This window comes from Prevotella mikamonis (genome assembly GCF_055381405.1).
The window spans coordinates 999,643-1,023,033 of sequence record NZ_AP035785.1 but is presented as its reverse complement, the minus strand read 5'-3'; the positions used below and the strand labels follow the sequence as shown (position 1 = coordinate 1,023,033).

General features: G+C 45.3%; 20 protein-coding genes and 2 tRNA genes. 9 read left to right on the top strand and 13 right to left on the bottom strand.

Translation table 11 applies throughout. The features are described from left to right. From ACZ42L_RS04470 to ACZ42L_RS04460, 3 genes are all read right to left on the bottom strand, one after another. On the bottom strand, nt 1–528 hold the full coding sequence (locus tag ACZ42L_RS04470) for a DUF4199 domain-containing protein (protein ID WP_464700994.1): 528 nt from the start codon (nt 526–528) through the stop codon (nt 1–3). Nucleotides 529–690: 162 nt separating this feature from the next. Then, a tRNA-Thr gene (locus ACZ42L_RS04465) sits at nt 691–764 on the bottom strand. Between the two features lie 198 nt (nt 765–962). Next, nucleotides 963–3,545: an endonuclease MutS2 gene (locus tag ACZ42L_RS04460; RefSeq protein ID WP_464703838.1), complete on the bottom strand. Its 2,583-nt coding sequence runs from the start codon at nt 3,543–3,545 to the stop codon at nt 963–965. Nucleotides 3,546–3,680: 135 nt separating this feature from the next. On the opposite strand from ACZ42L_RS04460, the gene ACZ42L_RS04455 reads away from it, so the two are divergent. Both ACZ42L_RS04455 and rpe read left to right on the top strand, forming a co-directional pair. After that, nucleotides 3,681–3,806, top strand: a complete 126-nt coding sequence (locus tag ACZ42L_RS04455) for a hypothetical protein (RefSeq protein WP_464700990.1) — start codon at nt 3,681–3,683, stop codon at nt 3,804–3,806. Nucleotides 3,807–3,823: 17 nt separating this feature from the next. Next, entirely contained in the window at nt 3,824–4,483 is a 660-nt protein-coding gene (gene rpe, locus ACZ42L_RS04450) for a ribulose-phosphate 3-epimerase (protein ID WP_464716746.1), read from the top strand. Here rpe and ACZ42L_RS04445 read toward each other — a convergent pair. After that, nucleotides 4,480–5,076, bottom strand: a complete 597-nt coding sequence (locus tag ACZ42L_RS04445) for a sigma-70 family RNA polymerase sigma factor (RefSeq protein ID WP_464716745.1) — start codon at nt 5,074–5,076, stop codon at nt 4,480–4,482. The two genes, rpe and ACZ42L_RS04445, sit on opposite strands and share 4 nt — an antisense overlap. Before the next feature lie 458 nt (nt 5,077–5,534). Next, nucleotides 5,535–6,884 (bottom strand): MATE family efflux transporter, encoded by a 1,350-nt coding sequence (locus tag ACZ42L_RS04440; RefSeq protein ID WP_464716744.1) that lies wholly within the window; start codon nt 6,882–6,884, stop codon nt 5,535–5,537. A 145-nt stretch (nt 6,885–7,029) separates the two neighbouring features. On the opposite strand from ACZ42L_RS04440, the gene ACZ42L_RS04435 reads away from it, so the two are divergent. Beyond that, on the top strand, nt 7,030–7,731 hold the full coding sequence (locus tag ACZ42L_RS04435) for an alpha/beta hydrolase-fold protein (protein WP_464716743.1): 702 nt from the start codon (nt 7,030–7,032) through the stop codon (nt 7,729–7,731). Here ACZ42L_RS04435 and ACZ42L_RS04430 read toward each other — a convergent pair. Beyond that, nucleotides 7,714–8,799 carry an AAA family ATPase gene (locus ACZ42L_RS04430; RefSeq protein WP_464706780.1) on the bottom strand — a complete coding sequence of 362 codons (1,086 nt, stop codon included), beginning with the start codon at nt 8,797–8,799 and terminating at the stop codon, nt 7,714–7,716. The genes ACZ42L_RS04435 and ACZ42L_RS04430 overlap by 18 nt on opposite strands. 236 nt (nt 8,800–9,035) lie before the next feature. Here ACZ42L_RS04430 and ACZ42L_RS04425 point away from each other — a divergent pair. Next, nucleotides 9,036–9,109 (top strand) — tRNA-Pro (locus ACZ42L_RS04425). A 39-nt stretch (nt 9,110–9,148) separates the two neighbouring features. Here the strand turns inward: ACZ42L_RS04425 and ACZ42L_RS04420 are convergent. From ACZ42L_RS04420 to ACZ42L_RS04400, 5 genes are read right to left on the bottom strand one after another with little or no spacing between them, the layout of a single operon-like run. Continuing rightward, complete coding sequence (locus ACZ42L_RS04420; protein ID WP_464716742.1) at nt 9,149–10,045, bottom strand: outer membrane protein assembly factor BamD; 897 nt, start codon at nt 10,043–10,045, stop codon at nt 9,149–9,151. A 10-nt stretch (nt 10,046–10,055) separates the two neighbouring features. Next, nucleotides 10,056–10,763 carry a glycoside hydrolase family 25 protein gene (locus ACZ42L_RS04415; protein WP_464716741.1) on the bottom strand — a complete coding sequence of 236 codons (708 nt, stop codon included), beginning with the start codon at nt 10,761–10,763 and terminating at the stop codon, nt 10,056–10,058. Nucleotides 10,764–10,819: 56 nt separating this feature from the next. Further along, entirely contained in the window at nt 10,820–11,518 is a 699-nt protein-coding gene (locus ACZ42L_RS04410; protein ID WP_464716740.1) for a hypothetical protein, read from the bottom strand. 12 nt (nt 11,519–11,530) lie between these two features. Further along, a complete protein-coding gene (locus ACZ42L_RS04405; protein WP_464716739.1) occupies nt 11,531–12,823 on the bottom strand; it encodes a Na+/H+ antiporter NhaC family protein in 1,293 nt (430 codons plus the stop codon). Between the two features lie 24 nt (nt 12,824–12,847). Next, on the bottom strand, nt 12,848–13,912 hold the full coding sequence (locus ACZ42L_RS04400) for a LacI family DNA-binding transcriptional regulator (protein WP_464716738.1): 1,065 nt from the start codon (nt 13,910–13,912) through the stop codon (nt 12,848–12,850). A 247-nt stretch (nt 13,913–14,159) separates the two neighbouring features. Between ACZ42L_RS04400 and ACZ42L_RS04395 the strand changes: the two genes are divergently transcribed. The 5 genes from ACZ42L_RS04395 to ACZ42L_RS04375 all read left to right on the top strand — a co-directional run bounded on the left by ACZ42L_RS04395 (nt 14,160) and on the right by ACZ42L_RS04375 (nt 20,915). Beyond that, nucleotides 14,160–15,182: a PfkB family carbohydrate kinase gene (locus ACZ42L_RS04395; RefSeq protein WP_464703813.1), complete on the top strand. Its 1,023-nt coding sequence runs from the start codon at nt 14,160–14,162 to the stop codon at nt 15,180–15,182. A 13-nt stretch (nt 15,183–15,195) separates the two neighbouring features. Continuing rightward, nucleotides 15,196–15,867, top strand: coding sequence for a bifunctional 4-hydroxy-2-oxoglutarate aldolase/2-dehydro-3-deoxy-phosphogluconate aldolase (locus ACZ42L_RS04390; RefSeq protein WP_464716737.1), 672 nt, complete (start codon nt 15,196–15,198; stop codon nt 15,865–15,867). A gap of 271 nt (nt 15,868–16,138) precedes the next feature. After that, a complete protein-coding gene (locus ACZ42L_RS04385) occupies nt 16,139–19,591 on the top strand; it encodes a sensor histidine kinase (RefSeq protein ID WP_464716736.1) in 3,453 nt (1,150 codons plus the stop codon). Between the two features lie 6 nt (nt 19,592–19,597). Next, nucleotides 19,598–20,323, top strand: a complete 726-nt coding sequence (locus tag ACZ42L_RS04380) for a DUF5932 domain-containing protein (protein ID WP_464700967.1) — start codon at nt 19,598–19,600, stop codon at nt 20,321–20,323. Further along, complete coding sequence (locus tag ACZ42L_RS04375) at nt 20,313–20,915, top strand: ABC transporter substrate-binding protein (RefSeq protein ID WP_464716735.1); 603 nt, start codon at nt 20,313–20,315, stop codon at nt 20,913–20,915. Before ACZ42L_RS04380 ends, ACZ42L_RS04375 begins: the two co-directional genes overlap by 11 nt. Here the strand turns inward: ACZ42L_RS04375 and ACZ42L_RS04370 are convergent. Together ACZ42L_RS04370 and yihA are read right to left on the bottom strand one after the other, a co-directional pair. Continuing rightward, the gene (locus ACZ42L_RS04370; RefSeq protein WP_464716734.1) at nt 20,912–22,693 is read right to left on the bottom strand and encodes an ABC-F family ATP-binding cassette domain-containing protein; all 1,782 of its coding nucleotides are present in this window, start codon (nt 22,691–22,693) and stop codon (nt 20,912–20,914) included. The genes ACZ42L_RS04375 and ACZ42L_RS04370 overlap by 4 nt on opposite strands. Continuing rightward, a complete protein-coding gene (yihA, locus tag ACZ42L_RS04365) occupies nt 22,693–23,289 on the bottom strand; it encodes a ribosome biogenesis GTP-binding protein YihA/YsxC (protein WP_464716733.1) in 597 nt (198 codons plus the stop codon). The genes ACZ42L_RS04370 and yihA overlap by 1 nt, the downstream gene beginning before the upstream one ends. Between the last annotated feature and the right edge of the window lie 102 nt (nt 23,290–23,391).

The window sequence follows — 23,391 nt, the reverse complement described above, 5'->3', positions numbered from 1 at the left end:
TTAATGATTTATAGTGTTCTGTTTGGGACGCCTGAAGCAGAGGAGGGCAATCACTGGTGTAGCAATGAGACCCAGAATGATTTCATCTATCATAAAGATAGAAGTCAGTGCCAAAGGCGGCATTTGGGTATAAAAGCTCATGGCTTTAGCATATTCATGGGACTTTGAACCAGACAGGGTGTCCAGCATGATAGCTGTCGATGTCAACATAGATGCAAACTTTCCATCGTCAACCAGACTTAGGTAGAAGAATTGGAATGCAGAGAATATAAAAGCCCCACAGAAAAAGACATAGATACAATAAAGTATGGCGCGTCCTAATGGGATTACCCCGTCTAAGGCATAGTTACGGAATTTTACTAATCTCCACCCAACGAAGAACGGAGTGGACAGAGCAAGAAGCCCACCAAGTCCCAATTCTGGCAAGTAGATTGTGCTTAAGAAACTTACAATCCAGTAGATAGCCAAATAGACTCCGTCTAATCGGGCGAAAGCTTGAATCTGTAAGATGGAACGAATGTTTATCATTAACAGAAAAATATGTTTGTATTTAGTTGCAAAAATACGCAAATTCCTGCATAATATGCTATAAGTTGGGAAAAATTGTATTTTTTTAGGCGGTCGATAAGCTACTGTTTGAAAAGACAAAAGGAATAGAACTGCAATCAATGTGCGTCCTATTCCTTTTTGAGCCTCTTGTCGGATTCGAACCAACGACCCCGAGATTACAAATCACGTGCTCTGGCCAACTGAGCTAAAGAGGCGGGTGGGCAAGCGAATCATATCGCGCCGCTACAACCTAATACCCTTGCTGTGTTCCCACCCTGGGGGATTCAAAGGGAGCTGGCCGTATGAGACTTGCCCATATACTGCTTATAAAGCGGCTGCAAAGGTACGCATTTTGAATAATAAAAGGAAGAAACCTGGTCGGAAATCTGCTTTTATTAACATATATTTGTAACTTACATGTCAACGACTGTGATTCCTGCACCACCGAATTGTACGTGTTCGTCGGCATATCTAATGACGTTGGGGACGGTTGCAAGATACTGTCTGATGAGTTGACGGAGAATTCCGTTGCCTTTTCCGTGAAGTATTCTTACTCGGCTCATGCCCACCAGGATGGCGTCGTCGATAAAGTATTGTACGGCATTCAGGGCCTCGTCGCCTCGCATACCTCTCACGTCTAGATCTTGATGGAAATTCTGTCTGTGGTCGTCAATGGTGTTTCGAGTCTGGCGATTCAGTTCGTTAGAGATTTTCTCAATGGTCTTGTTGTTCTTTGTCATGTCGCTTTCGGGGAGGTTTTGCACTTGTTCGAGTCGGTCAAGCTTCAGCTTGGACCGCATTCCGCCGAATATAGCCATGCACGAATTGCCTTCAATGCTCTCTATTTGTCCTATCGTTTTCAATCCTTTAATGCGTACAGTGTCTCCCACAGCAAAGGCCTTGTCGGTTGCAGAAAGGGGACGTTTGTCGGTGGCGTTACGTAAAACTTCGACAGCGTGTGCCTCCTGGCTGGCTTTATCTTTCTTACGCTGTGCCTTTCTCTCTTTGCGCTGCTTGATTTGTTCTATCTTACGCGCAATGCTATCGTCGTTTGCTTTTGTGTCAATATCGCTGATACTCTCCTCAAACGTCTTCAGTTCCTGTCTGATGCGTTTGGTTTCTTCTTTCTCAGCCTGCTTTTCACGAATTTCACGAATGGTATTCTCAATGCGCTTATTGCTCTCTTTGATGAGCTCTTCTGCCTGTGCTTTCGCCTTTCTGAGGATTTCCTTACGTTGTTCTTCAATCTCTGTGATACTGTTTTCGTATCGGGCTATGGTCTTTTCCATATCCTTCTCGCGGAGACGGGCTGTCTGCCGTTTGCTCTCCCAGTAACGTTTGTCACGCACAATATCCTGTAGATACTTGTCACTTTGGATGTAGTCGTTGCCTACAATCTCTGATGCCTCGTTGATGACAGATTCGGGTAAGCCGGTTTTTCGTGCTATCTCAATGGCGAACGAACTTCCCGGCCGACCGATGGCCAGTTGGAAAAGTGCTTTCATCTCATGTCTGTCATAGAGCATAGCTCCATTGATGGCACAGTCGTGATTGTCTGCAAAGTGCTTTAGATTTTGATAGTGGGTGGTGATAATGCCCCAACAGCCTTTGCCGGCAAGATTGTTGAGCACACTCTCTGCAATAGCTCCACCTATCTGCGGCTCTGTTCCTGAACCGAATTCATCAATCAGTATGATGGTTTGCCCATTAGCTTGTCTCATCATGTTTTTCATGTTCCTAAGATGACTGGAGTATGTGCTCAGGTCGTTTTCCATACTCTGTTCGTCTCCTATGTCTATCATGATGTCTTCAAAGATACCGGCCCGTGAACGGTCTCCGATGGGAATGCTGAGTCCACATTGCAGCATGTATTGTAATAATCCCACGGTCTTCAGGCACACACTTTTACCACCGGCATTTGGTCCGGAGATAATGAGGATGCGCTTTTCCTCTGTTAGCATAATGTCTAGAGGCACTACGCGTTTCTGCTGCTTCTCTAATGTCATGCGAAGCAGAGGGTGAATGGCTTGTATCCAGTCGATTATGGGTTTTGACTCTACTATTGGTTCGAAGCTAGACATACGTCGTGCCATTTCTGCCTTGGCTCGAATGAGGTCTATTAAGCCTAAGAAATGGTAGGCGTCTAGCAGTTCGGATACATGGGGGCGAATCTTCTTGGTTACCTCTGTGAGAATGCGGATGATCTCATGTCGCTCATCACTCTCCAGTTCCCTGATTCTATTGTTGGCTTCTACCACTTCACTAGGTTCGATATACACCGTGCGTCCAGTTGCCGACTCATCATGCACGATACCCTTGATCTTGCGTTTGAGCGTCGGAGCAACGGGTATGACGAGTCGCCCGTCGCGCAATGTGGGAGTCACATCCTTGTCAACAACCCCTTCACTTTGTGCCGTACGCAGGATGCTATACAGTGTACGCGAGATAGAACCTTCGATACGTTTCAGTTCATGGCGTATGTTGAGCAGGGTGGGAGAGGCGTTGTCGCGCAGATGTCCAAACTTGTCTAATATCTGGTCAATGCGCTGTATCAGTAGTGGGAAAGTGGCTACGCCATCGGCCAGCGTATAAAGTGCAGGGTATTCTCCGCGCTCTCCGGGTAGGGCAGCGTCACCTTCGGCTTCGTCGATTCCTTCTACGCCCCGTGAGAGGAACTTCACGATACGTCCGATGGTGTCCATCGAACGTCTCAAATCGAAGAGTTCTTCTTCTTCCAGATGCGTGTTTTCTAGCCTGATGCGGGCTATGGCCATGCGCATGTCGAAGAAATATTCCAGTGGAAAGTCTTCTTGCGATTCTAGAATACGCCGAAACTCCCTGATTTGTCTCATCCATTCATTGATGGCGTCAGGCTCGTCTGTGAAAGCTATCTTGTCGGCCTCGTCTTTGCCCAAGGTCGATAGGCAATTGGATTTCAGCAGTTCCCTGATTTCTCGAAATCCTATTTTTTCCTCAAAGTTAGCGGGGTATATCATTGTTGTATTGATTCTTTTGATATTGAATGTGGCTGCGAAGTTACACAAATTTCTTTGACTGTGAAAATATTCAGTTTCTGATGTAATAAAGGTAATTGCTTGCCGTTTAAATAACGAAACCAACAAATATGGCCTATGAAGTTTTTTACCCAGGAAGAAGTAAAGCCGTCAGAACAGACTTTGCACATCATCAGGCAGATTGCCTATAATTATCGCATTGCCCATGTGAATGGTCGGGAAACCGTTTGTTGTCTTAATTAATCTTGTATATTGAAAGAATGAAGACTATTGTATCTCCCTCTCTGCTTTCGGCTGATTTCATTGATTTGAAGAGCGAAGTGGAAATGATTAATAAGAGTGAAGCCGATTGGCTGCACATGGACGTGATGGATGGTGTATTCGTGCCGAATATATCTTTCGGCTTCCCCATATTGGAAGCCGTAAGCAAGGTTTGTACCAAGCCGTTGGATGTGCATCTGATGATTGTAAAACCCGAACGATATATCGAACAGACCGCTAAATGCGGTGCTGAGTATATGACGATTCATTACGAAGCGTGTACCCATCTGCATCGTGCTATTCAGCAAATCCATGCTGCGGGGATGAAAGCCGGAGTCAGTTTGAATCCGTCTACTCCGGTTTGGGTGTTGGAAGATATTATCGAGGATTTGGATTTGGTACTGCTGATGAGTGTAAATCCTGGTTTCGGAGGACAACAATTCATCGAGAACACCATCGGTAAAGTGGCTCGTCTCCGTGAATTGATACAGCGTACGGGAAGCCATGCGCTCGTCGAAGTAGATGGTGGTGTACAGGCAGAGACAGCTCCGCGCTTGGTTGAGGCAGGAGTAGATGCACTCGTAAGTGGTAGCTATGTGTTCAAGTCTGCCGACCCTATAGCCACGATCAGGTCTCTGAAAGCACTCGAAAAGATTTAGTCAATCATCAGCGCTATGTTGTGTTCTTTGGCCATACGGCGCATGTTGAGCAGGGCATAGCGCATTCTTCCCAATGCAGTGTTGATGCTGACGTTTGTAAGTTCGGCTATTTCCTTGAATGATAAATCCTGATAATAGCGCATGAATACTACCTCGCGTTGTGGAGCGGGGAGCAGATTCATTATCTGTTTCACCTCGTTGAGCGTTTGCTGGTATACGTAGTAGTTCTCGATATTGCTGGTCAGTGCCTGTTGGGCGTAGAGATTGGAAAGGTCGTTGTCTGACGTCGGCTCAACTATTTTCTCTGTTTTCTGCGATCTGTACCGATCCATGATGATATTATGGGCAATACGTATGAGCCAGGCAGAGAATTTTCCGCTTGTTGTATATTTCTTTTCCTGTAGTTTACAGATTACCTTGACGAATGTTTCCTGGAAGATGTCATCGGCAATTTCGCGGTCTCTGACCACGAACAGTATGTATGAAAAGAGTTTGGATTGGTTGCGTGACAATAATTCATCAAACGCTCTGTTATCGCCGTCTACGTAACGGAGGGCCAAATCTTCGTCGGTCATCTCTTGGAGATAGTTCATTTCTTAAAAGTTAATGGTTTCAAGTAAATGTGTATCGATAGGCTGGAACGTTTCTAAAATTATTGTCTTGAAATTGTTAATTATATGCAAAGTTAAGCTGATTTTATCAATTTACCAAATTTTAGATATAAAAAAGAGGTTGGTGCAGGATGCTACCAACCTCAAAGATAGATTTCGATAAAATGGTCGAAATCATGAAAACTAATACCGCAAATGTAGGTTTTTCATTTGATAAAAGCAAATTTTATGCCCACAAAAGTCTTTTTTTTAACATAATTGCTATTTTCTAATTACTGCAAGGGCTTGGCAGCATCGCTGTTAGGCCTTTGCAGTATTACTGTTTGGGCCTTGCAGCAACGCTGCGGAGGCCTTGCAGTTTTTTAATTGACGAGTAGGCAAGATACAAGGTAAGAGGTATGAGGATTGGAAGCTGGTTTGAGTGGGTGAGTAGGATGGGATTATCCGCGTGTAGCCTCCTTGGTATAGGCAGCTAAGCGACGCTTGAAGAAATAGTAATACAGGATTCCGGCCGTAGTCAGTCCGATGGGAAATGCAGCCCAAATGCCCAGGAGTCCGTATTGATAGTGTATGCCCAGGAGGTATCCGGTTGGCAAGGATATGACGAAGTAGGCTATAAACGCTACGATGGTCAGCGGTTTGACGTCGGAGATACCGCGCAAGGCATTGGAATAGTTGCATTGCATACCGTCGCCAAACTGGTAGACGAACAGCATGATAATGACTTGTGATACAAGTGCTGTCACCTCTGGAGTGTCAGTGAACCATCCACCTAGGGAGTTGCGGTATATCAATACGGGAATGGAAATCATGACTGCCATACCGAGAATCAGGTGGAATCCGGCCGTAACAGTGTGTTGGATGTTCTGATAATCCTGTTGTCCGTGGAAGTGACTGCTTCTTACGGCGACGGCAGCAGCCATGCCGTAATAGACCATGTAGAAGAATTGTGAGATGGTTAAGATGATTTGGTGGGCTGCCAGTGCAGTAGTTCCAATCCATCCCACCATGACGGAGCTGAGGCTGAATGCGGCAGTCTCCATTCCCATCTGAAGTGCCAGTGGCCATCCCAGTTTGTTGAGAAGCGTAAAGTCTTTGCGGTTGAGACTTCCCCTGTGGTATCCCTTGCGTATCTCCAGGTGTTTGTTGGTGCAGAAGAACAGGTAGAAGAAGGCAATGGCCATGAGTATGCGCGAAATCATAGTGGCAATACCGGCGCCGAGTAGTCCTAGTTCGGGCAGTCCCATCTTGCCGTATATCAGGATGTAGTTGCCCAGAATGTTCAGCAGGTTTCCGCTCAGCAATATCCACATAGGTGTTTTTGTATCGCCTGTTCCATCGGATAATTGCTTGAAAGTATTAAACCATGCAACGAAAGGGATGGACGCAAGGTTGACGATGAAGTATGGACGCATGAGCGGAAGCAGCTCTTGGGGCTGGCCCAGACGGTCTATGTTGAGATAGATTGCACTTAGTAGGACTGTTACAATGATGGCCAGCAGTGTGTTAGCCACAAGACTGTTCTTTAGAAATTCGCCTATTTTCTGATTCTGTCCTTGTCCGAACAGTGAGCCGACAATAGGAGTGAATCCGTAGGAAAAGCCCATGGAAAAAATGAGGACCAGTATAAACAGATTGTTTACGAAGGCCGCTGCGGCAAGTTCTTGTGTACTATGATGACCTATCATCAGTGTATCGGCAGTACCAAGGATGATAGTTCCGATTTGTCCGACGATGATAGGAAGCCCTAAAGTGAGTAGCGACTTGTAATGGTTTGAATATAAAGACATCTTCAACATGTGCATACAAAGGTAGTTAATTTATGATGATGTAGTAGGTGCGGAGCATCAGAAAAAATAAAAAATGCTCATGCAGGGTGCATTATTGCCCGATAATGATTACCTTTAGCATTGGAAAAAGGATGGAGAAGGGAATATGGAGAAAAAGGAAATACAGATACATAATCGCTGCTGTCGGGTGTATGGTGGGGGAAATGTAAAGTATGTACTCGTTCAACCCGTCGACGAACACGATTTGGAGGCATTAGATGGGGAGGTTGATAGAATAGTGGAAGCTGTTGGTAATCACTTCCTGCTAGTTGCATATCCTATTGAAGAATGGATGACAGAATTGTCGCCCTGGTCAGCTCCACCCGTGTTTGGTAGGCAACCGTTTGGCGATGGGGCGGCCAACACGCTTCGAACCCTGACGGAGAAGGTTATCCCAACCTTGCAGCAACAGTTTATGTTGGATGTTTCACCACTATATATAATAGGTGGGTATTCCCTGGCCGGCTTGTTTGCCCTATGGGTGGGCTATGAGTCAAAACAGTTTCAAGCAGTTGTGGCAGCTTCTCCGTCGGTGTGGTTTCTGCAATGGATGGATTTCGCAGAGTCGCATCTGTCCAATGCGAAAGCCGTTTACTTGAGTTTGGGCGACCGCGAGGAGCATACACGTAACCGACAGATGGCTCTGGTAGGAGACTGCGTCAGGCGACAATATGAATTATATCAACGGCAGACTGGACTGTCTTCCATTTTGGAATGGAATTCCGGCAACCATTTTCAGCAATCAGATGAGCGAACAGCCAAAGGTTTTATATGGGCTTTGAAACAGTTGTCAGCGGCGCAAGGCTAGGTTGTAATTATAGTAGTCGGCATTGCCGGTGATGTCTTTGATGACTTTGACAAAGGGTGGAAATTTTACGTCTTCTTGCCTTTCTACCCCCTTTGCCTCTAGTATCATGAGGTTGTCGATAGGGCTGAGATAGGTATCAAGCTCGAAAAATTGCCCCTTCCAGATAAAACTCTTGCGCATCTTCCGAATAGTCTGTCGGTAAGGGTCGGCTTGTTGGAGCATAGAAGCGTAGAGATTGTTGTTGATTTGGCGCTCGGTTTCTATCTGCTCTGTCTCCGAAAGTCGCTTTTTGGTGGTATGGACATTGACGTACTTACCGTTCCAAGTGCGTCGGCGGAGTCGTACTTCGCAACCAGGGTCGGCCACCAGATAGGTTTGGATAATTTCGCTTTCAATGCTTCCAGGAATGTCTGAAATGCGCTCTACGATGTATTTCCGTTCTTCTACAATGGGTTGGGCTAGGCCTAATACGCTCGAAATTTCCTTGAGTACACGATAGAGTTTGTTATCGAAATTCTCGTGATTGTTGATGACTCGCAAATGAGGGTGGCCGGTCCAGGCCTCTATTACTTTCTTGTCGAGCTGTCGGGCCAGCTCTAATCCTTCGCTTCGGTGCTTGTTGTTGCTGTTGGTATAAAAGCTTTCAGCTCCGTCGGCTGCTGATACTAAGTGGAGTACAGCGTCGTATCGGGCATCGCGTAGTTGTGGTGTGGTTAGTCCAATATCACCGGTAATCTTGCTCCACATTTCCGGTTTCATATAAGCAGAGATGTCCATTACCCCGCGATCACAGATAATAATGACGGGTTCAGTACAGGTCTCGGCCATGCGTGTGAACTTGTTTTCTAACTCCAGTTGTATCTCTAATGTAGCTTTTTCGCCTTCGTAAAACAGCTGTGGATTGGAAGTGAGATAGTCCATACCTGATTGACTGAAGAGAGTAGGGACTTCCGGAATGGTGAAAACTTTAAATCCCAAACTGGAGAAGTGTTCTATCACTTTGACTAAGGCAGTGGTCTTGCCTGCGCAAGGCCCGCCTGTAAGTACGATTTTCTTAATTTCTTTCATTTCCGTCAATCTGTTGTTGTAGCTGTAAACAGACAACAAAAATACTCAAAATCCGGCATAGTGCCAAATAATACCTTTTGATAATGCCTTTTGTAGAGGTTTTGTCAGCGCACGACTTTGATAGAGGGATGAAATAAAAGTAGTTTTGAAAAAGTAGAAGGAAAATTTGGTGATATTGGAAATTGTTGTTACCTTTGCACTCGCAATTTGGAAATTCAAGTTTCTAATCATTGCAACGGGGTGTAGCGCAGCCCGGTAGCGCGCCTGGTTTGGGACCAGGTGGTCGCAGGTTCGAATCCTGTCGCCCCGACAAAAAAGCATACCATTTAGGTATGCTTTTTTATTTTATCTACTCGATGATTCTCGACATGTTGAGTTCTGTTATCTTTCCGTCGGGCCCCGTCTTCGCGTTGAATCTATATTTAGTCTGAGTATTTTTGCTGGCGTCGGTATATTCTGTGTTTTGAATAGCCGAGAAAGTGACTGTGTATTCATACTCGTCTTCGCCAACTTCTTTCTTTGAAATCTTATAATTGTTGTTGAGCAGCCATTGCATGCCTGTCATGTCTTCCTTATAAATCTTGTGCATGAATGTGATGACATCGCTCTTGATGGCATCTTGTTTACCTAAGAACGAGGTGAGAACATTGTTGACGGTGCTCAGCAGGGCATCTTCATTCCTAGTTTCAATGGCGTGGAAGAAGTTACGAAAGCTTCCGCTAATCATTTGCAGTTCTTCGGGCTGTACGGTTTTGGCCTTAATAGCCTTAATGGCATCCTTTGCCTGATTGAAGAATTCACCACTCGGATGGTCTTCCATATATGAATTGTAGGCGTCAATGCTATTGGTAGCCGATACCGTTTCCCAGTCTATAGAGTCGATTTTGCTGAGTGCTTCTTGCTTATGGGGGGAGTCGGGGTGGGCCGCCAGATAATCTTCCAACATGGATTTGGAGTTGCTGACGACTGCATTGGTCCAATCTTTGTCGATAGAACGCAGCATTGATAGGTGGGCGGTGATGCTGTCGCGATGCTCTTCCGGTGCATCGTTGTAGCTGTCAAGGTAACTTTGCAGTACATTTGGGTCTGTACTCTTCATGGCATATTCGTATGCTTCTTTCTCTTTGTTGCCCGTAGTGTGGGTGTAAAAGTAAAAGAAGATGCCGCATGCCAGTAAGGCAATGAGAAAACCGAGGATGAATGAAGAGCGTTTTCCGTTTTTCTGGTTGTTTTCTGTTGGTGTCATAGTAAGTGATTTATCTGTGTCTGAATCTGATTTCTCGTAGACTGTGGTTGCCCATCATACGACTCTTGTCCACGTATCCGTTGATACCGTTGATTCTGCCTTTACCGGTATACTGCCACATAATGAAGTCTCGATTGTCTTTCAAGACCGGTTCTCGTTGGGTATATTGGGCTATCATCAGCTCATAATTGTCGAGTTTGCCCAGTAAGTAGTTATTGTAGAAGTTGGTGAATGTATATAATAGGGGCTTTTGATGGTAGGCTTCTTCTACCATTGCAATGAATTTGAAGAGCGAATCGCAGAATTCATCTGTAGAGAGGCCGCTTTTTGTCTCAATATCAATCATAGGGATGAGATCTTGGTCGGCCGGTCTGCATTGTGTCATGAAGTTTCGTAACTGTGCTGTAAGGTTCGTCTTCGGTCGGAAGAAATGATAAGAACCCACTTTAAGTCCGTACTTATGTGCCAATTCTATATTGCGTTCGTACTTATCATCAATCCTGTCACCCCCTTCGGTAGCCTTGAGATACACGTAAGCCATCTTTGTATTGTCTCCCACAGTTTCCCAAAACACGTCGCCCTGATAATGACTTAGGTCGATGCCATGAATGTGCGAGCAGGTGTCTTCGCACTGTATATAATAGTCTTGAGCTTGTAGTTGGACGGAGAAAAGGAGCCCGAAGAGGATGTATATTACTTTCTTTAGAACTTGAATCATAAGTGCAAAAATACGGTAAAAGGCAGTAACGGCAAAGAAAATTAAATATATTTTGCTTATTCTTCTATCTCTGAAAGTGAATGGGCAAAGTTTCCAATGAAATTACTGATGGTCTCTATGGGGGCAAACTTGATGTAGTGAATGCTCTTGCGCAGGTTTTTGCGCAGTAGTCTGGGATTGTTATGCACAAATCCTGTTTTGTCTTGTCTGAAGTGCCATTCCTCTTTTTGAATGGACTCAGTGTGAGTTATCGTCCTGTTCATGAGCTTGAAGGAATCTTTCTCCAGGAATTCTACAAATGGAACCTCTGCAATTTCAAATCCAAAGAACTGTATCAGGATGCTTCCTTGCAGCTGTGCCATCCGACTGATATGGAGCTTTCGCAACCATAGTTCGAGTTTGATGAAGTCTACTTTGTCTCCTCTGGTTCGGAGATACTGGCCCAGGCTGACGATTCCTTTGATGGGAATGCCGCTGTTGATGGTCGCATTGACATTGGATACGATGATTCTCAGAAGTTCAATGGTATCCATTGAGGCATCTATGGCATGGCGTTCGTTCTCTTGGATATGTCTCAAGCGTCTGTTGAGAATGGGGGTGCTCATGGCCGTTTTCCCCTCATTGTTGTAGTCAATATTAGCCAACAAGGTCTCTAGTCTTTGCTGCTTGAATCTGGACATGGGCTCCAGTTGTTCGCCGGAAGCAAAGTGCTGTATTCTCAACTCTGCAAATAGATTTCGTTTGATGATATCCATACTTGAATGATATTAAGAATATTGCTTGGGGAATCTCAGCAATATGGCCAATATGGCCGACACGCCAATGGCCATAGGGTAATAGAGATAGGGGATAATATCTATCGGATTGATGTTGGCCAGCCCCGCAGCCAGCAACATTTGTACCCCGTATGGTATAAGTCCTTGCACACAGCAAGAGAAAGTATCGAGTATACTGGCTGCCTTTCTGTTGTCTACACCATATTTATCACCTATCTTTTTAGAGATATTACCGACTGTCAAAATAGCCACGGTATTGTTGGCTGTGCAGATATTGACGAATGAAACCAGCGCACCGATGGTGAGTTCGGCTCCTCGCTTGCCGTTGATATGGGCAGTAAGTTTTTGGATAATGAAATCTATACCGCCATTCTCGCGCACGATTTCCAGCATTCCGCCCGCCATCATGGCAATGATAATGAGTTCTCCCATATCCAGAATGCCGGTGCCCATCGTCCCAAACCACTGGAAAAGAGTATAGTCTCCGGCGATGATACCAATGGCTCCGCAAAGCACTAAACCTATTGTAAGCACAGCCATGACGTTCATTCCCATGATGGCCGTAATCAAAACGACCAGATAGGGAATCACTTTCATGTATTCCACAGTAGGCACTTGCGATGGCAGTTGTACGTCTGTGCCGATGGCAGCATAGGTTATCAATACCAACAAAGCAGCAGGGGCTACGATACGGACATTCACCTTGAACTTATCGCTCATCTTGCAACCCTGTGTTTGGGTGGCTACTACGGTGGTATCTGATATGAATGAAAGGTTGTCACCAAAGTATGCGCCGCCCACGATAATCGCTGTTACCAGTGGGATGTTGAAGTTTGTGGAATGGGCTATACCTACTGCTATCGGTGTCAGTGCCACTATGGTACCTACACTGGTGCCTATAGAGATAGAGATGAAGCAGGCTGCCAGGAATAGGCCGGGTAAAAGCAGACTTGCCGGCAACACACTCATGGCGAAATTTACCGTGGCGTCGATGCTTCCCATGCTTTTGGCAGAAGCCGCAAAAGCTCCAGCCAAGATGTAAATCCAGAGCATCAACAGCAGATTATTGCTTCCGGCTCCTCGACTGTAAATCTCTATTTTCTTATTAAGTGGTGCCACTCCGGGGATAGCTATCGCATAGACGCTGGCTGCCAGAAAGGCTACCGTCAGCGAGAGATTGGCTTCCTGGTCTGTCTTGCTGACAGAATATATCGTGAATATCACAATAAATGTGAGTAGTACGGCTAGTGGCGTGAGTGCCAACAGTCCTTTCTTGTTGTTCAATGTTTTATCTTTAGATAAGAGTGTTTATAGTTGTGTGCGGCGGTAGAACTCTACATTTTCCTTTGTCAGCAGCTCTATGGGCATATAGCTGACCGGTTCTACTTTCTTTTTGAGCACGATAGCCTTGAACAAAGTCTCGATGCAACCATAGCCTTGTTGGTAGGCATGCTGGGCTATCAAGAATGAGATACTGCCTTGTCTAAGGCAACTGGCATTCTTCTCTACCATGTCGTAGCCCATAATCTGGACGTCCCGACGGTTCGTGCGAAGCAGGAAGTCGCCGACAAGATGTGCTTTCGAGTTCAGTGTTATGCAATGATGCAGATGCGGATGTGCAGAGAAGAACTTTTCAAGTATTTGGTCGTATTCTCTCTTTGTCCCGTCTTGTGGCAGATTCACTTCTGTGATTTTAATTTCAGGGAAGTGATCATTCATGTAGTGTCTAAGTCCCACTTCGCGGTTGTTTTGCTGTTTGCTGACCACAATTCCGTTTTTCATCTGCTTCATCAGCATGATTTCTGTTTCTTGTGAGGCTATCAGCATTAGCATCTTGGCTGCAAAATATCCACTGGCAAACGAATCCTGACCGAGGAAGGACAAAGGCCTTAAATCGGGCATATACGAGTCTAGCAGGATAAAGGGGATATTCAGCTCGTGCAGTTGGTCGGTAAATTTGCGTGTAATTTCCAGTAGCACGGGTACGATGACAACCCCATCCGGAGAGGCTTCCAGGCAAGCGGCACAGGTTTGGGTAAAAGACTCGTTGTCAAATCGGTCGTAGAAAAGAATCTGGATTCCTATGTGGAAGTCGCGCCGCGATTCAGTCGCCTTCCTGGCGCCTTCCTCTATTTCTTCCCAATAGGCTTCGGAGTCGTGCTTGGGCAGAACGAGATAGAACGTATATGACTTGTTGTAGGCCAATGCACTCGCGTACATATTGGGCTGATAATTCATTTCGGTCAGTGCTTTTTCCACTTTCTCCCGTGCGTCGGCCGACACATTGGGGCGATTATGAAGAATGCGGTCTACTGTCCCAACGGAGACTCCTGCTCTTTTTGCAATGTCTTTAATTCTGATTCTTTCAGTCATTGAAATTCGAATAGCTAGTTTGTAAGAACGCTGCGATAGTGGATTTTATTCCTCATCGCGTGCGGTTACACATATTATATTTTGCAAACTTACATAATTTTTTTGAATTCTGCGCTGCCTGAAAGAAAAAGGTGTGTGCCTACACAATGAATTTTAATTTTGTGCTTTAACTTTCTCTGCTTTGCAAAATTATGTTTATATTTGCCGAAAAAATAATCGATATCTGACAAACGATAAATTTATAGTAATGGCAAAAGTAGTAACAATGGGCGAAATAATGCTTCGCCTGTCTTCCCCTGGACAAAAAAGATTTGTACAAAGTGATTCCTTCGACGTCGTTTATGGAGGTGGTGAAGCCAACGTAGCGGTGAGTTGCGCCAACTATGGAGACGATGCTTACTTCGTATCCAAAGTTCCGGCCCACGAGATTGGGCAGTGTGCTGTCAATGCGTTAAGACGTTTTGGCGTCAATACCGAGTATGTGGCGCGTGGCGGTAACAGACTTGGTATCTATTATCTGGAAAGCGGTGCAAGCATGCGACCGTCGAAAGTGATATACGACAGAGCCGGAAGTAGTATGGCAGAAGCCGATGTTTCGGACTTCGACTTCGATGCAATTATGCAGGATGCGCAGTGGTTTCATTGGAGTGGAATAACACCGGCCATCAGCGACAAGGCTGCCGAACTGACTAAGTTGGCTTGCGAAGCCGCTAAGCGACATGGTGTAACTGTGAGTTGCGATTTGAATTTCAGGAAGAAATTGTGGACATCCGAAAAAGCACAGAGCATCATGAAGCCTCTGATGGAGTATGTAGATGTGTGCATAGGGAATGAAGAAGATGCCCAGTTGTGTCTGGGATTCAAGCCTAATGCAGATGTGGAAGGTGGAAAAACCGATGCCGAAGGCTACTACAGTATCTTCAAAGCCATGATGGAACAATTTGGTTTCAAGTATGTTGTGAGTACGTTGAGAGAGTCGGTCTCTGCTTCCCATAATGGTTGGAAAGCGCTCATTTATGATGGAAAAGAATTCTATCAGAGCAAGCATTATGACATCATGCCCATCATAGATCGTGTCGGTGGAGGCGATAGTTTCTCCGGTGGACTTATTCACGGATTGCTGACTTATGACAATCAAGCTGAAGCTCTGGAGTTTGCCGTGGCTGCATCAGCCTTGAAACATACGATTCCAGGCGACTTCAACATGGTATCTGTTGCTGAAGTTGAGAGTTTGGCAGGGGGAAATGCAAACGGTAGGGTACAACGATAATATAACAACGACAATGGCAAGATTTAACAAAGTACAAGTGATAGAAGCCATGCGGGCTACCGGAATGGTCCCCGTGTTCTTCAACAATGATATAGACATCTGCAAAAACGTCATCAAGGCGTGCTACGAAGGTGGCGTGCGCGTGTTTGAGTTTACTAACCGTGGTGACTTTGCACACGAGATTTTCGGGGAATTAGTGAAGTGGGCGACAGTTGAATGCCCTGAGTTGATATTGGGAGCAGGAACGGTGATAGATGCTCCTACGGCTGTCTTGTATATGCAGTTAGGGGCTAATTTCATCGTAGGTCCTAACTTTAATCCCGAAATTGCGCCGGTATGTAACCGCCGATTAGTTCCTTATTCGCCTGGATGTGGCAGTGTGAGCGAGATGAGCGATGCCCAGGCGGCCGGTTGTGACGTGACTAAAGTGTTCCCGGCAGGCAATGTGGGTGGTCCGTCGTTTGTCAAAAACGTACTTGGTCCGCTCCGTTGGAGCAATATCATGGTAACGGGTGCGGTGTCACCCGACGAGGAGAATCTCACTTCTTGGGTGAAAGCAGGAGTTCTCTGTGTCGGTATGGGGTCGCAGTTGTTCCCCAAAGATGTGATTGCTGCCGCCGACTGGCACGCTATTACCGCGAAGTGCGAAGAGTCTTTAGGCTATATTGCCAAGGCTAGGCGATAGCATTGCCGGGTAAGAGTATCATATCGGAGAAACTTTACATTCACGGTCATTTTACTGCCGAGCCTCCGCAGCATTGCTGCAAAGGCTCGGCAGTTTTTGTGAAAAGCCTATGCAGTAACACTGCCGAGGCTTTGCAGTAAAACTAGGGTGACGGGGTGTGGGTGGGAAAGAGTGTTGTTAAAAAAGTCCAAAGGCTGGAATGTATGTAGAAAAAAAACACTACCTTTGGATTATCATGTCCAGCGTTGTATGTCATACGTACTCTAAACGGATGATAGACAAAGTGTTATTGGTAATCTCTTCGATTATCTATTTGTCTGTTGTCGTAGCGTGTAATCATTCAAATCATCAAGGAGTGGATGACTTGAATGCTCGTTCGTATGCTTTTCATTATCGTGATTTGGATTCAACCCTGAAGTATGCCAACAAGGCCTACGCTCTATCCAAGGGTTACGATGATGGTCGGGCGGAAGCACTCAATAATCTGGCTTTTGTCAGTATGGCCAGAATGGACTATAGTCGGGCAGCGCTGTATCTGGAAAAGGCACAAGATGCTACCGACAATCAGGTGGAACTATTGATAGCAGATGTTCAGTTGATGCGCTTGTGTCAACGACAATCTAAGAACAAGGATTTCTATAAATACCGTGAACGAGCATCTCGTCGGTTGAAACGAATTAACGAAGAGGTGGCGACACTGACTGCACGTCAGCAGATGCGCGTGGCTTATGCACAGAGTGAATTTGCTATTGTGGAGTCTACTTATTTCTATTACGTAGGTTTATCAGCCCCCTCTGTCAAGGCTATGGCGCGTATCGATCCCAACGGTATCGTATCGAAAGACACCGCACAGTTGCTGTCATATTATTACAATGTAGGGTCGGGAGGTATCATTATACGTGGGACGGAAGAAGAAATCGGTCAGACGGAGTTCGATTATCTGATGCGTTGTTATATCATGTCGCGTGAAAATAACTACCCCTATTGGGAGGCCAATTCCATGCAGGCCATCAGTGAACATCTGGAATCGCCCCAAATGGCTCAACGGCTGATTAAGAGTAATTTGCCGGCTATCAAATATCTGAATGTGGACCAGATGCCTGATTCCCTGTTGGCGGGCAACTTGGCACAACGGGCACTGGTCTTGTTTCAGCGATATGGCGATGTATATCAGACGGCCGGTGCTTATCGAACGTTGGCAGAATGCTATTGGGGGCAGAAAGACTACCGTTCGGCTATCATTTGTCTGAACAACGCACTGAACTCGAACACTGTCATCAAGCATGCACCCGACTTGGTGGCATCCATCAGAGAGCAGTTGAGTCTTGCCTTTTCTGCCATCGATGATAAGCCACAGAGTGATTACAATCGGAATATCTATCTTGATATACAGGAAATGACACGCCAAGACAGGCTGTTGGAGGCGCGTGCTGCCCAGTTGGACCAGTCGTCTCAGGTGCTGAATCTGATGATTGTTGCTGTCTTGGTGATGATTGCCCTCATTATGATTTTGCTCGTCCTGTTCAGTCGGATGCGTAAACGTAAGGACCAAGAGCTGAGTACGGAGAACCTGTTTGCACCTTTGGAACAGTGGAACAGGCAGTCCGAACAGCAGTTGGTGAATCAGCAGGATAAGTTGGAAGAGGTGGAAGAAGAAATCCAGATGATGCGCTTCCGCATATTGGACAATCGCAAGCGGAATATCGAGAAGCGGGCAAAGATAGCCTTGGTCAATAGTATTACTCCGTTGATTGACCGTATCTCCAATGAAGTCCAACGACTTACGACCACTAGCGAGGATGATGACATTCGGCAAAGACGATTGACTTATATATCTGAATTGACGAGTCAAATCAATGCTTACAATGATAAACTGACAGAGTGGATACAGTTGAAGCAAGGACAACTGAATCTGCATATTGAGAGTTTCAAGTTGCAAGAGCTGTTTGATTTGCTGAAAAAAGGGGGGATGAGTTTTGCCATGAAGGGCATTACCCTGGAAGTGGAAGACTCGGATTGTGTGGTCAAGGCAGATAAGACATTGACTTTGTTCATGCTCAATACATTGACCGACAATGCACGCAAGTTTACGCTGAAGGGTGGGAAAGTGTGTGTGAGCAGCCATGCGACTCCTGATTATGTGGAAATCTCTATAGCTGATACCGGTGTCGGGATGGACGAAGAGCATGTAACCCATATTTTTGACCATAAGCATCTGCTAGATGAGAAGAGAATCGAAAAATCGGAGAAATCCCATTGTTTTGGTTTGATGAACTGTAAGGGTATCATTGATAAGTATAGGAAAGTAAGTCAGATTTTCAATGTTTGCTCTCTCAATGTGTCGAGCGAAGTGGGCAAGGGAAGTGTTTTCTCCTTCCGACTACCAAAAGGCATTGTCCGTTTGCTGGTATTCGCCTTTTTGATGCTAGTTCCTAACGCAGTGAATGCCGGCAATAGAAATCTGTCTGTGGCATTGCAGTATTCTGATTCCGTGTATGACAGCAATATACGCGGTACTTATAATCGTACGCTGATTTATGCGCAAAAGTGTATTGATGCCCTCAATCATTTTTATCTGTCGAAGAAGATGGGTACGCAGTACCAGATGAAATTGTATGATACGGGAGATACTCCGGCCGAATTGATTTGGTTTGAGGATGGGTTACGTACCAATTACGATGTCATCTTACGGGTGAGGAATGAGAGTGCAGTAGCAGCTTTGGCCCTACATCAATGGAACTTGTATCATTACAACAACAAGGCTTATACACAATTGTTTAGAAAACGTTCGGCAGACAGGAACTTGGGTAATTATGTGACGCTGATGCAGCGTTCGGAAACAAATAAGAATGTCGCTATAGCCATCTTGATTATCTTGCTTCTGAGTATTCTTCCGGCTTACTATTTCGTTTATTACAGACATCGCCTTTATTACCGTTTCTGTGTAGAAAAGGTACATCAAATCAACGAAGTGCTGTTGTCTGACAGATTACCGGAAGAAAAGTTGGCCCTGATTAATAAACTGTGGAAGGGACTGAATCATCCTTTGCATCCTCGCTATACAGAGTTAAATAGACTTGTAAATCAGGTACAGATGTCGCTTAGCCAGAGTATCAAGCACACGGAGGAAGCCGAAAACAGGCTGGAGTTGGCCGAAGACGAGCTGAACAGAACGAATTATGAGAGTGCCCGACTGTACGTAAGCAACAGTGTTCTGGATAATTGCCTGTCTACTTTGAAGCATGAGACCATGTACTATCCGTCGAGAATCAGGCAGTTGATTGACGACAAGGGAGACTTGCAAGTAATAAAAGAGGTCGTGGACTACTATAAAGAATTGTATATGCTGCTGAGTATGCAGGCTATGCGACAGATAGATGGCAATGTTACGATTGACGATGATATTCTTAAATACCTGTTAGAGCATTTGCGTAAACTGACCGGAGCAAGCGAATTACAGCTGAGTAGTAGGGAGCGTGACAGTGCATACAATATAGTGACGGTGACCATTCCGCAGTTAGAGTTGTCAGAGCAACAATGTTCGGAGCTTTTCACACCGTCGTCTGTGAATGTGGAATATATGATTTGTAGGCAGATTGTGCGTGAAATCGGTGAATCGACCAATGCACGAGCCAGCGGAATACAGGCGCGGCGTGATACTGTAAATGGCGGGATTGCCATTGATATTGTATTGCCTAAGATGATAGCAGAAAAATTAAAGTAATCGAATATGAATAATTTCAAGATTGTAATTGTAGAGGATGTTCCGTTGGAACTCAAGGGAACACTTGGTATTATCCGTAATGATATACCGGAGGCAGAAATACTTGGAACGGCCGAGAATGAACAAGCGTACTGGAAACTGATGAAACAAGACTTGCCCGACCTTGTCTTGTTGGATTTGGGCTTGGGTGGCTCTACAACTGTCGGGGTGGAAATCTGTCGACAGACCAAGCAGACCTATCCTCAAGTGAAGGTGCTTATATTTACAGGTGAAATCTTGAATGAGAAGTTGTGGGTAGATGTATTGGATGCCGGATGTGAGGGAGTTATCTTGAAAAGTGGCGAGCTGCTTACCAGAGGTGATGTTTCCAGTGTCATGGACGGAAAGCGATTGGTGTTCAATCAACCCATCTTGGAAAAGATAGTAGCTCGGTTCAAGCGTAGTGTGAACAACCAATTAATGCGTCAGGAAGCCTTGGTCAACTACGAGATAGATGAGTATGACGAGCGTTTCTTGCGCCATTTGGCCTTAGGATATACCAAGGAGCAGATTACAAATCTACGTGGTATGCCGTTTGGAGTGAAGAGTTTGGAGAAGCGACAGAATGAATTGGGACAGAAGATGTTCCCTGAAGGCAACGGAGGAATGGGAGTGAATGCCACAAGATTGGTGGTGCGGGCTTTCGAACTGAGAATTCTTGATATAGACAATCTGCGTCCTGATGAGGAATAGCTATCGGATATGGAGTTTTGTGGCATTGGGATTATTGTTAAGCCAATTCTCCGTCATATTGCTGTCGTGGCTGATAACAGCAGCCATGCCGGAAGAACCGTTGCGCTCCTTATTGAGCAGTGAGGGTGTCAGATGGTATTTCGGACACATGATAGAGAACTTCTCTTCTCCATTTCTCAGTTGGTTGCTGTTATTGAGCGTGGCTTGTGGTGCAGTCAAGACTAGCCGCATTTTCAGTATCAAGTTTCCTTTGACGTTTCGACAGCGTTTTGCCCTGCAATTAGTTGGTGTAGAGCTGTTGGCCTTTCTGGCGATTCTTGTATCCCTGACATTGTTGCCTCATGCCATTCTGCTGAGTGTTACAGGCCATTTATATCCCAGTAGTTTCTCGGTAGGAATTATCCCGATAGGGGCATTTGCCTTGATTGTCTTCTCGATTACTTATGCTGTCGCGTGTGGAGAAGTACAGAGAATAGAGGATGCTTTCAGGATGTTGACAGCCGGTATCATATCAGCTGCACCGTTATTCGTAGTGTATCTCTTAGCGGTGCAGCTATATACTTCTATCCTTTTTGTGTTTGTTGGGAACTAGGCAAATTCGGCTAGTTCCAACCAACGCATTTCTTTTGTGTCGAGTTCGGCCTTGAGCAGAGGCAATTCTTTACTTTTCTCAGTGAGTTGTTCTACGCTCAGTGTTCCGCTGCATAGGGCAGTCTCAATGCTGTTAATCTTTTCTTCCAAGGCTGCAATGTCTGTTTCCAGTTGCTCGTATTCTCTTTTTTCTTTGAAAGAGAGTTTGCGTTTCGTGACATTGTGGTAGTCATTCTTTGAGGCAGAGATAGTCTGAACCGCCTTTTTCTCTTCCTCCTGCGATTTCAGGGCGCTATATTCCCTATATTGCGTATAGTTTCCAGGGAAGTCTTGTACCTCACCATCGCCTTTGAATACCAGCAAATGGTCGACAACCTTGTCCATGAAGTAGCGGTCGTGACTCACGACGATGACACACCCAGGGAAGTCTTGTAAGTATGCTTCTAATATCTGGAGTGTCTGGATATCCAAGTCGTTGGTTGGTTCGTCCAGAACAAGGAAGTTCGGATTTCGCATCAGGACGGAGCACAGATAGAGTTTACGACGCTCTCCACCACTCAGTTTATACACGAAGTTGTGTTGCTCTTCGGGTGAAAACATGAAATGTTGCAAGAATTGACTGGCTGTGAGATGCTTGCCTCCGCCTAAATCAATATATTCGGCAATGTCTGTAATTACGTCAATAACCTTTTGCTGTTCATTGAACTGGAGTCCTTCCTGGGAGAAATAGCCAAAGCGTACAGTCTCACCAATGTCAAATTTGCCGCTATCAGGCGGTATCAATCCTAGAAGCATCTTGATAAAGGTAGATTTTCCAGTCCCGTTATTGCCTACGATTCCCATTTTTTCGAATCGTGCAAAATTGTAGTAGAAGTCTTTGAGAATCACTTTTTCCGGATTCCACGCCTTTGATACATATTGGCATTCAAAAATCTTAGAGCCAATGTATACATTCTTTGCTTTCAGGCGCACTTGCCTTTCCTCTATTCTCTGTTTGGCTTTAGCTTCCAACTCGTAGAATGCTTCTTCGCGATAGCGCGCCTTGTGTCCGCGTGCCTGTGGCATGCGGCGCATCCAGTCCAGTTCGGTCTTATACAGGTTGTTGGCTCGTGCAATCTCTGCTCGTGTGTTGTCGATACGCTCTTGACGCTTTTCCAGATAGTAGGCATAGTTGCCACGGTAGGTATAGGTCTGCCTGTTGTCTAATTCGACAATGAGATTGCATACCCTGTCGAGGAAGAATCTGTCGTGTGTAACCATCAGGAGCGTCTTGTTGCCTCGCAATAAATAGCCCTCAAGCCACTCTATCATATCTAGGTCGAGGTGGTTGGTAGGCTCGTCAAGAATCAGGAAATCAGGTTCGGTAGTAAGTACATTGGCCAATGCAACACGCTTCTGTTGTCCGCCACTCAGTTCGCCCATCTTCTGATTCATATCACAGATTTTGAGCTGTGTGAGTATCTGTTTGGCCTTCAGCATCTTTTCTTCAGAACCGTGATGATTGAAACAAGCATCAAGAACCGACTCTTCTGGGTCAAAAACGGGAGACTGTTCCAGATAACCAATCTTCAAATCGTTGCGATAGATGATTTCTCCGGAATCTCTGCCTTCTTTTCCTGTAAGCACAGACAGCAAGGTAGACTTGCCTGTTCCGTTCTGTGCAATGAGGCCTACCCGTTGCCCTTCGGCAACGGAAAAAGAAATCTTATCAAACAGAACCAAAGCTCCGAAGCTCTTGGTGAGGTTTTGGACGTCTAGATAGGGGCGTTGTACTGGCATCAGATAGTCTTGTTGATTTCTTCAATACAGGTGAGTACTTCTTCCCGACCGGTTTTCTTTTCAGAACTGGTAATATAATATGGTGGCAGCTCTTCCCATCTGTCTTCCAGTTGCTTCATCCATTCGGCAGCGTTCTGACGTGCCTTCACCGGTCCTAGCTTATCGGCCTTGGTAAAGATGATGGTAAAGGGAATGTTGCTTTCTCCCAGCCAATCTACAAACTCCCGGTCTATCTTTTGCTGTTCGTGCCTGATGTCAATGAGTACGAATACATTGATAAGCTGCTCCCTTTGCAGGATATAAGAACTTATCATCTGTTCCAATTTCTTCTGCATCACCTTCGAACGTTTGGCATAACCATATCCGGGGAGGTCTACCAAATACCATTCATTGTTGATAATGAAATGGTTGATGAGAAGTGTTTTGCCGGGTGTGGCCGATGTCTTTGCAAGATGTTTCTGGTTGCAAAGCATATTGATGAGACTGGATTTACCGACATTGGATCTGCCTATGAATGCGTATTCCGGCTTGGAATCCTTAGGACATTGACTCACAGTCTGTGATGATATGACAAATTCAGCTTTCTTAATTTCCATATAATTGTATTGTAATCTTATGCAAAGATACAAAAAATAGATGAATAGACGGTTGCTGAATCCCTGGAAGCATAAATATTGTCTTCTTTTTATTTCTTTTTC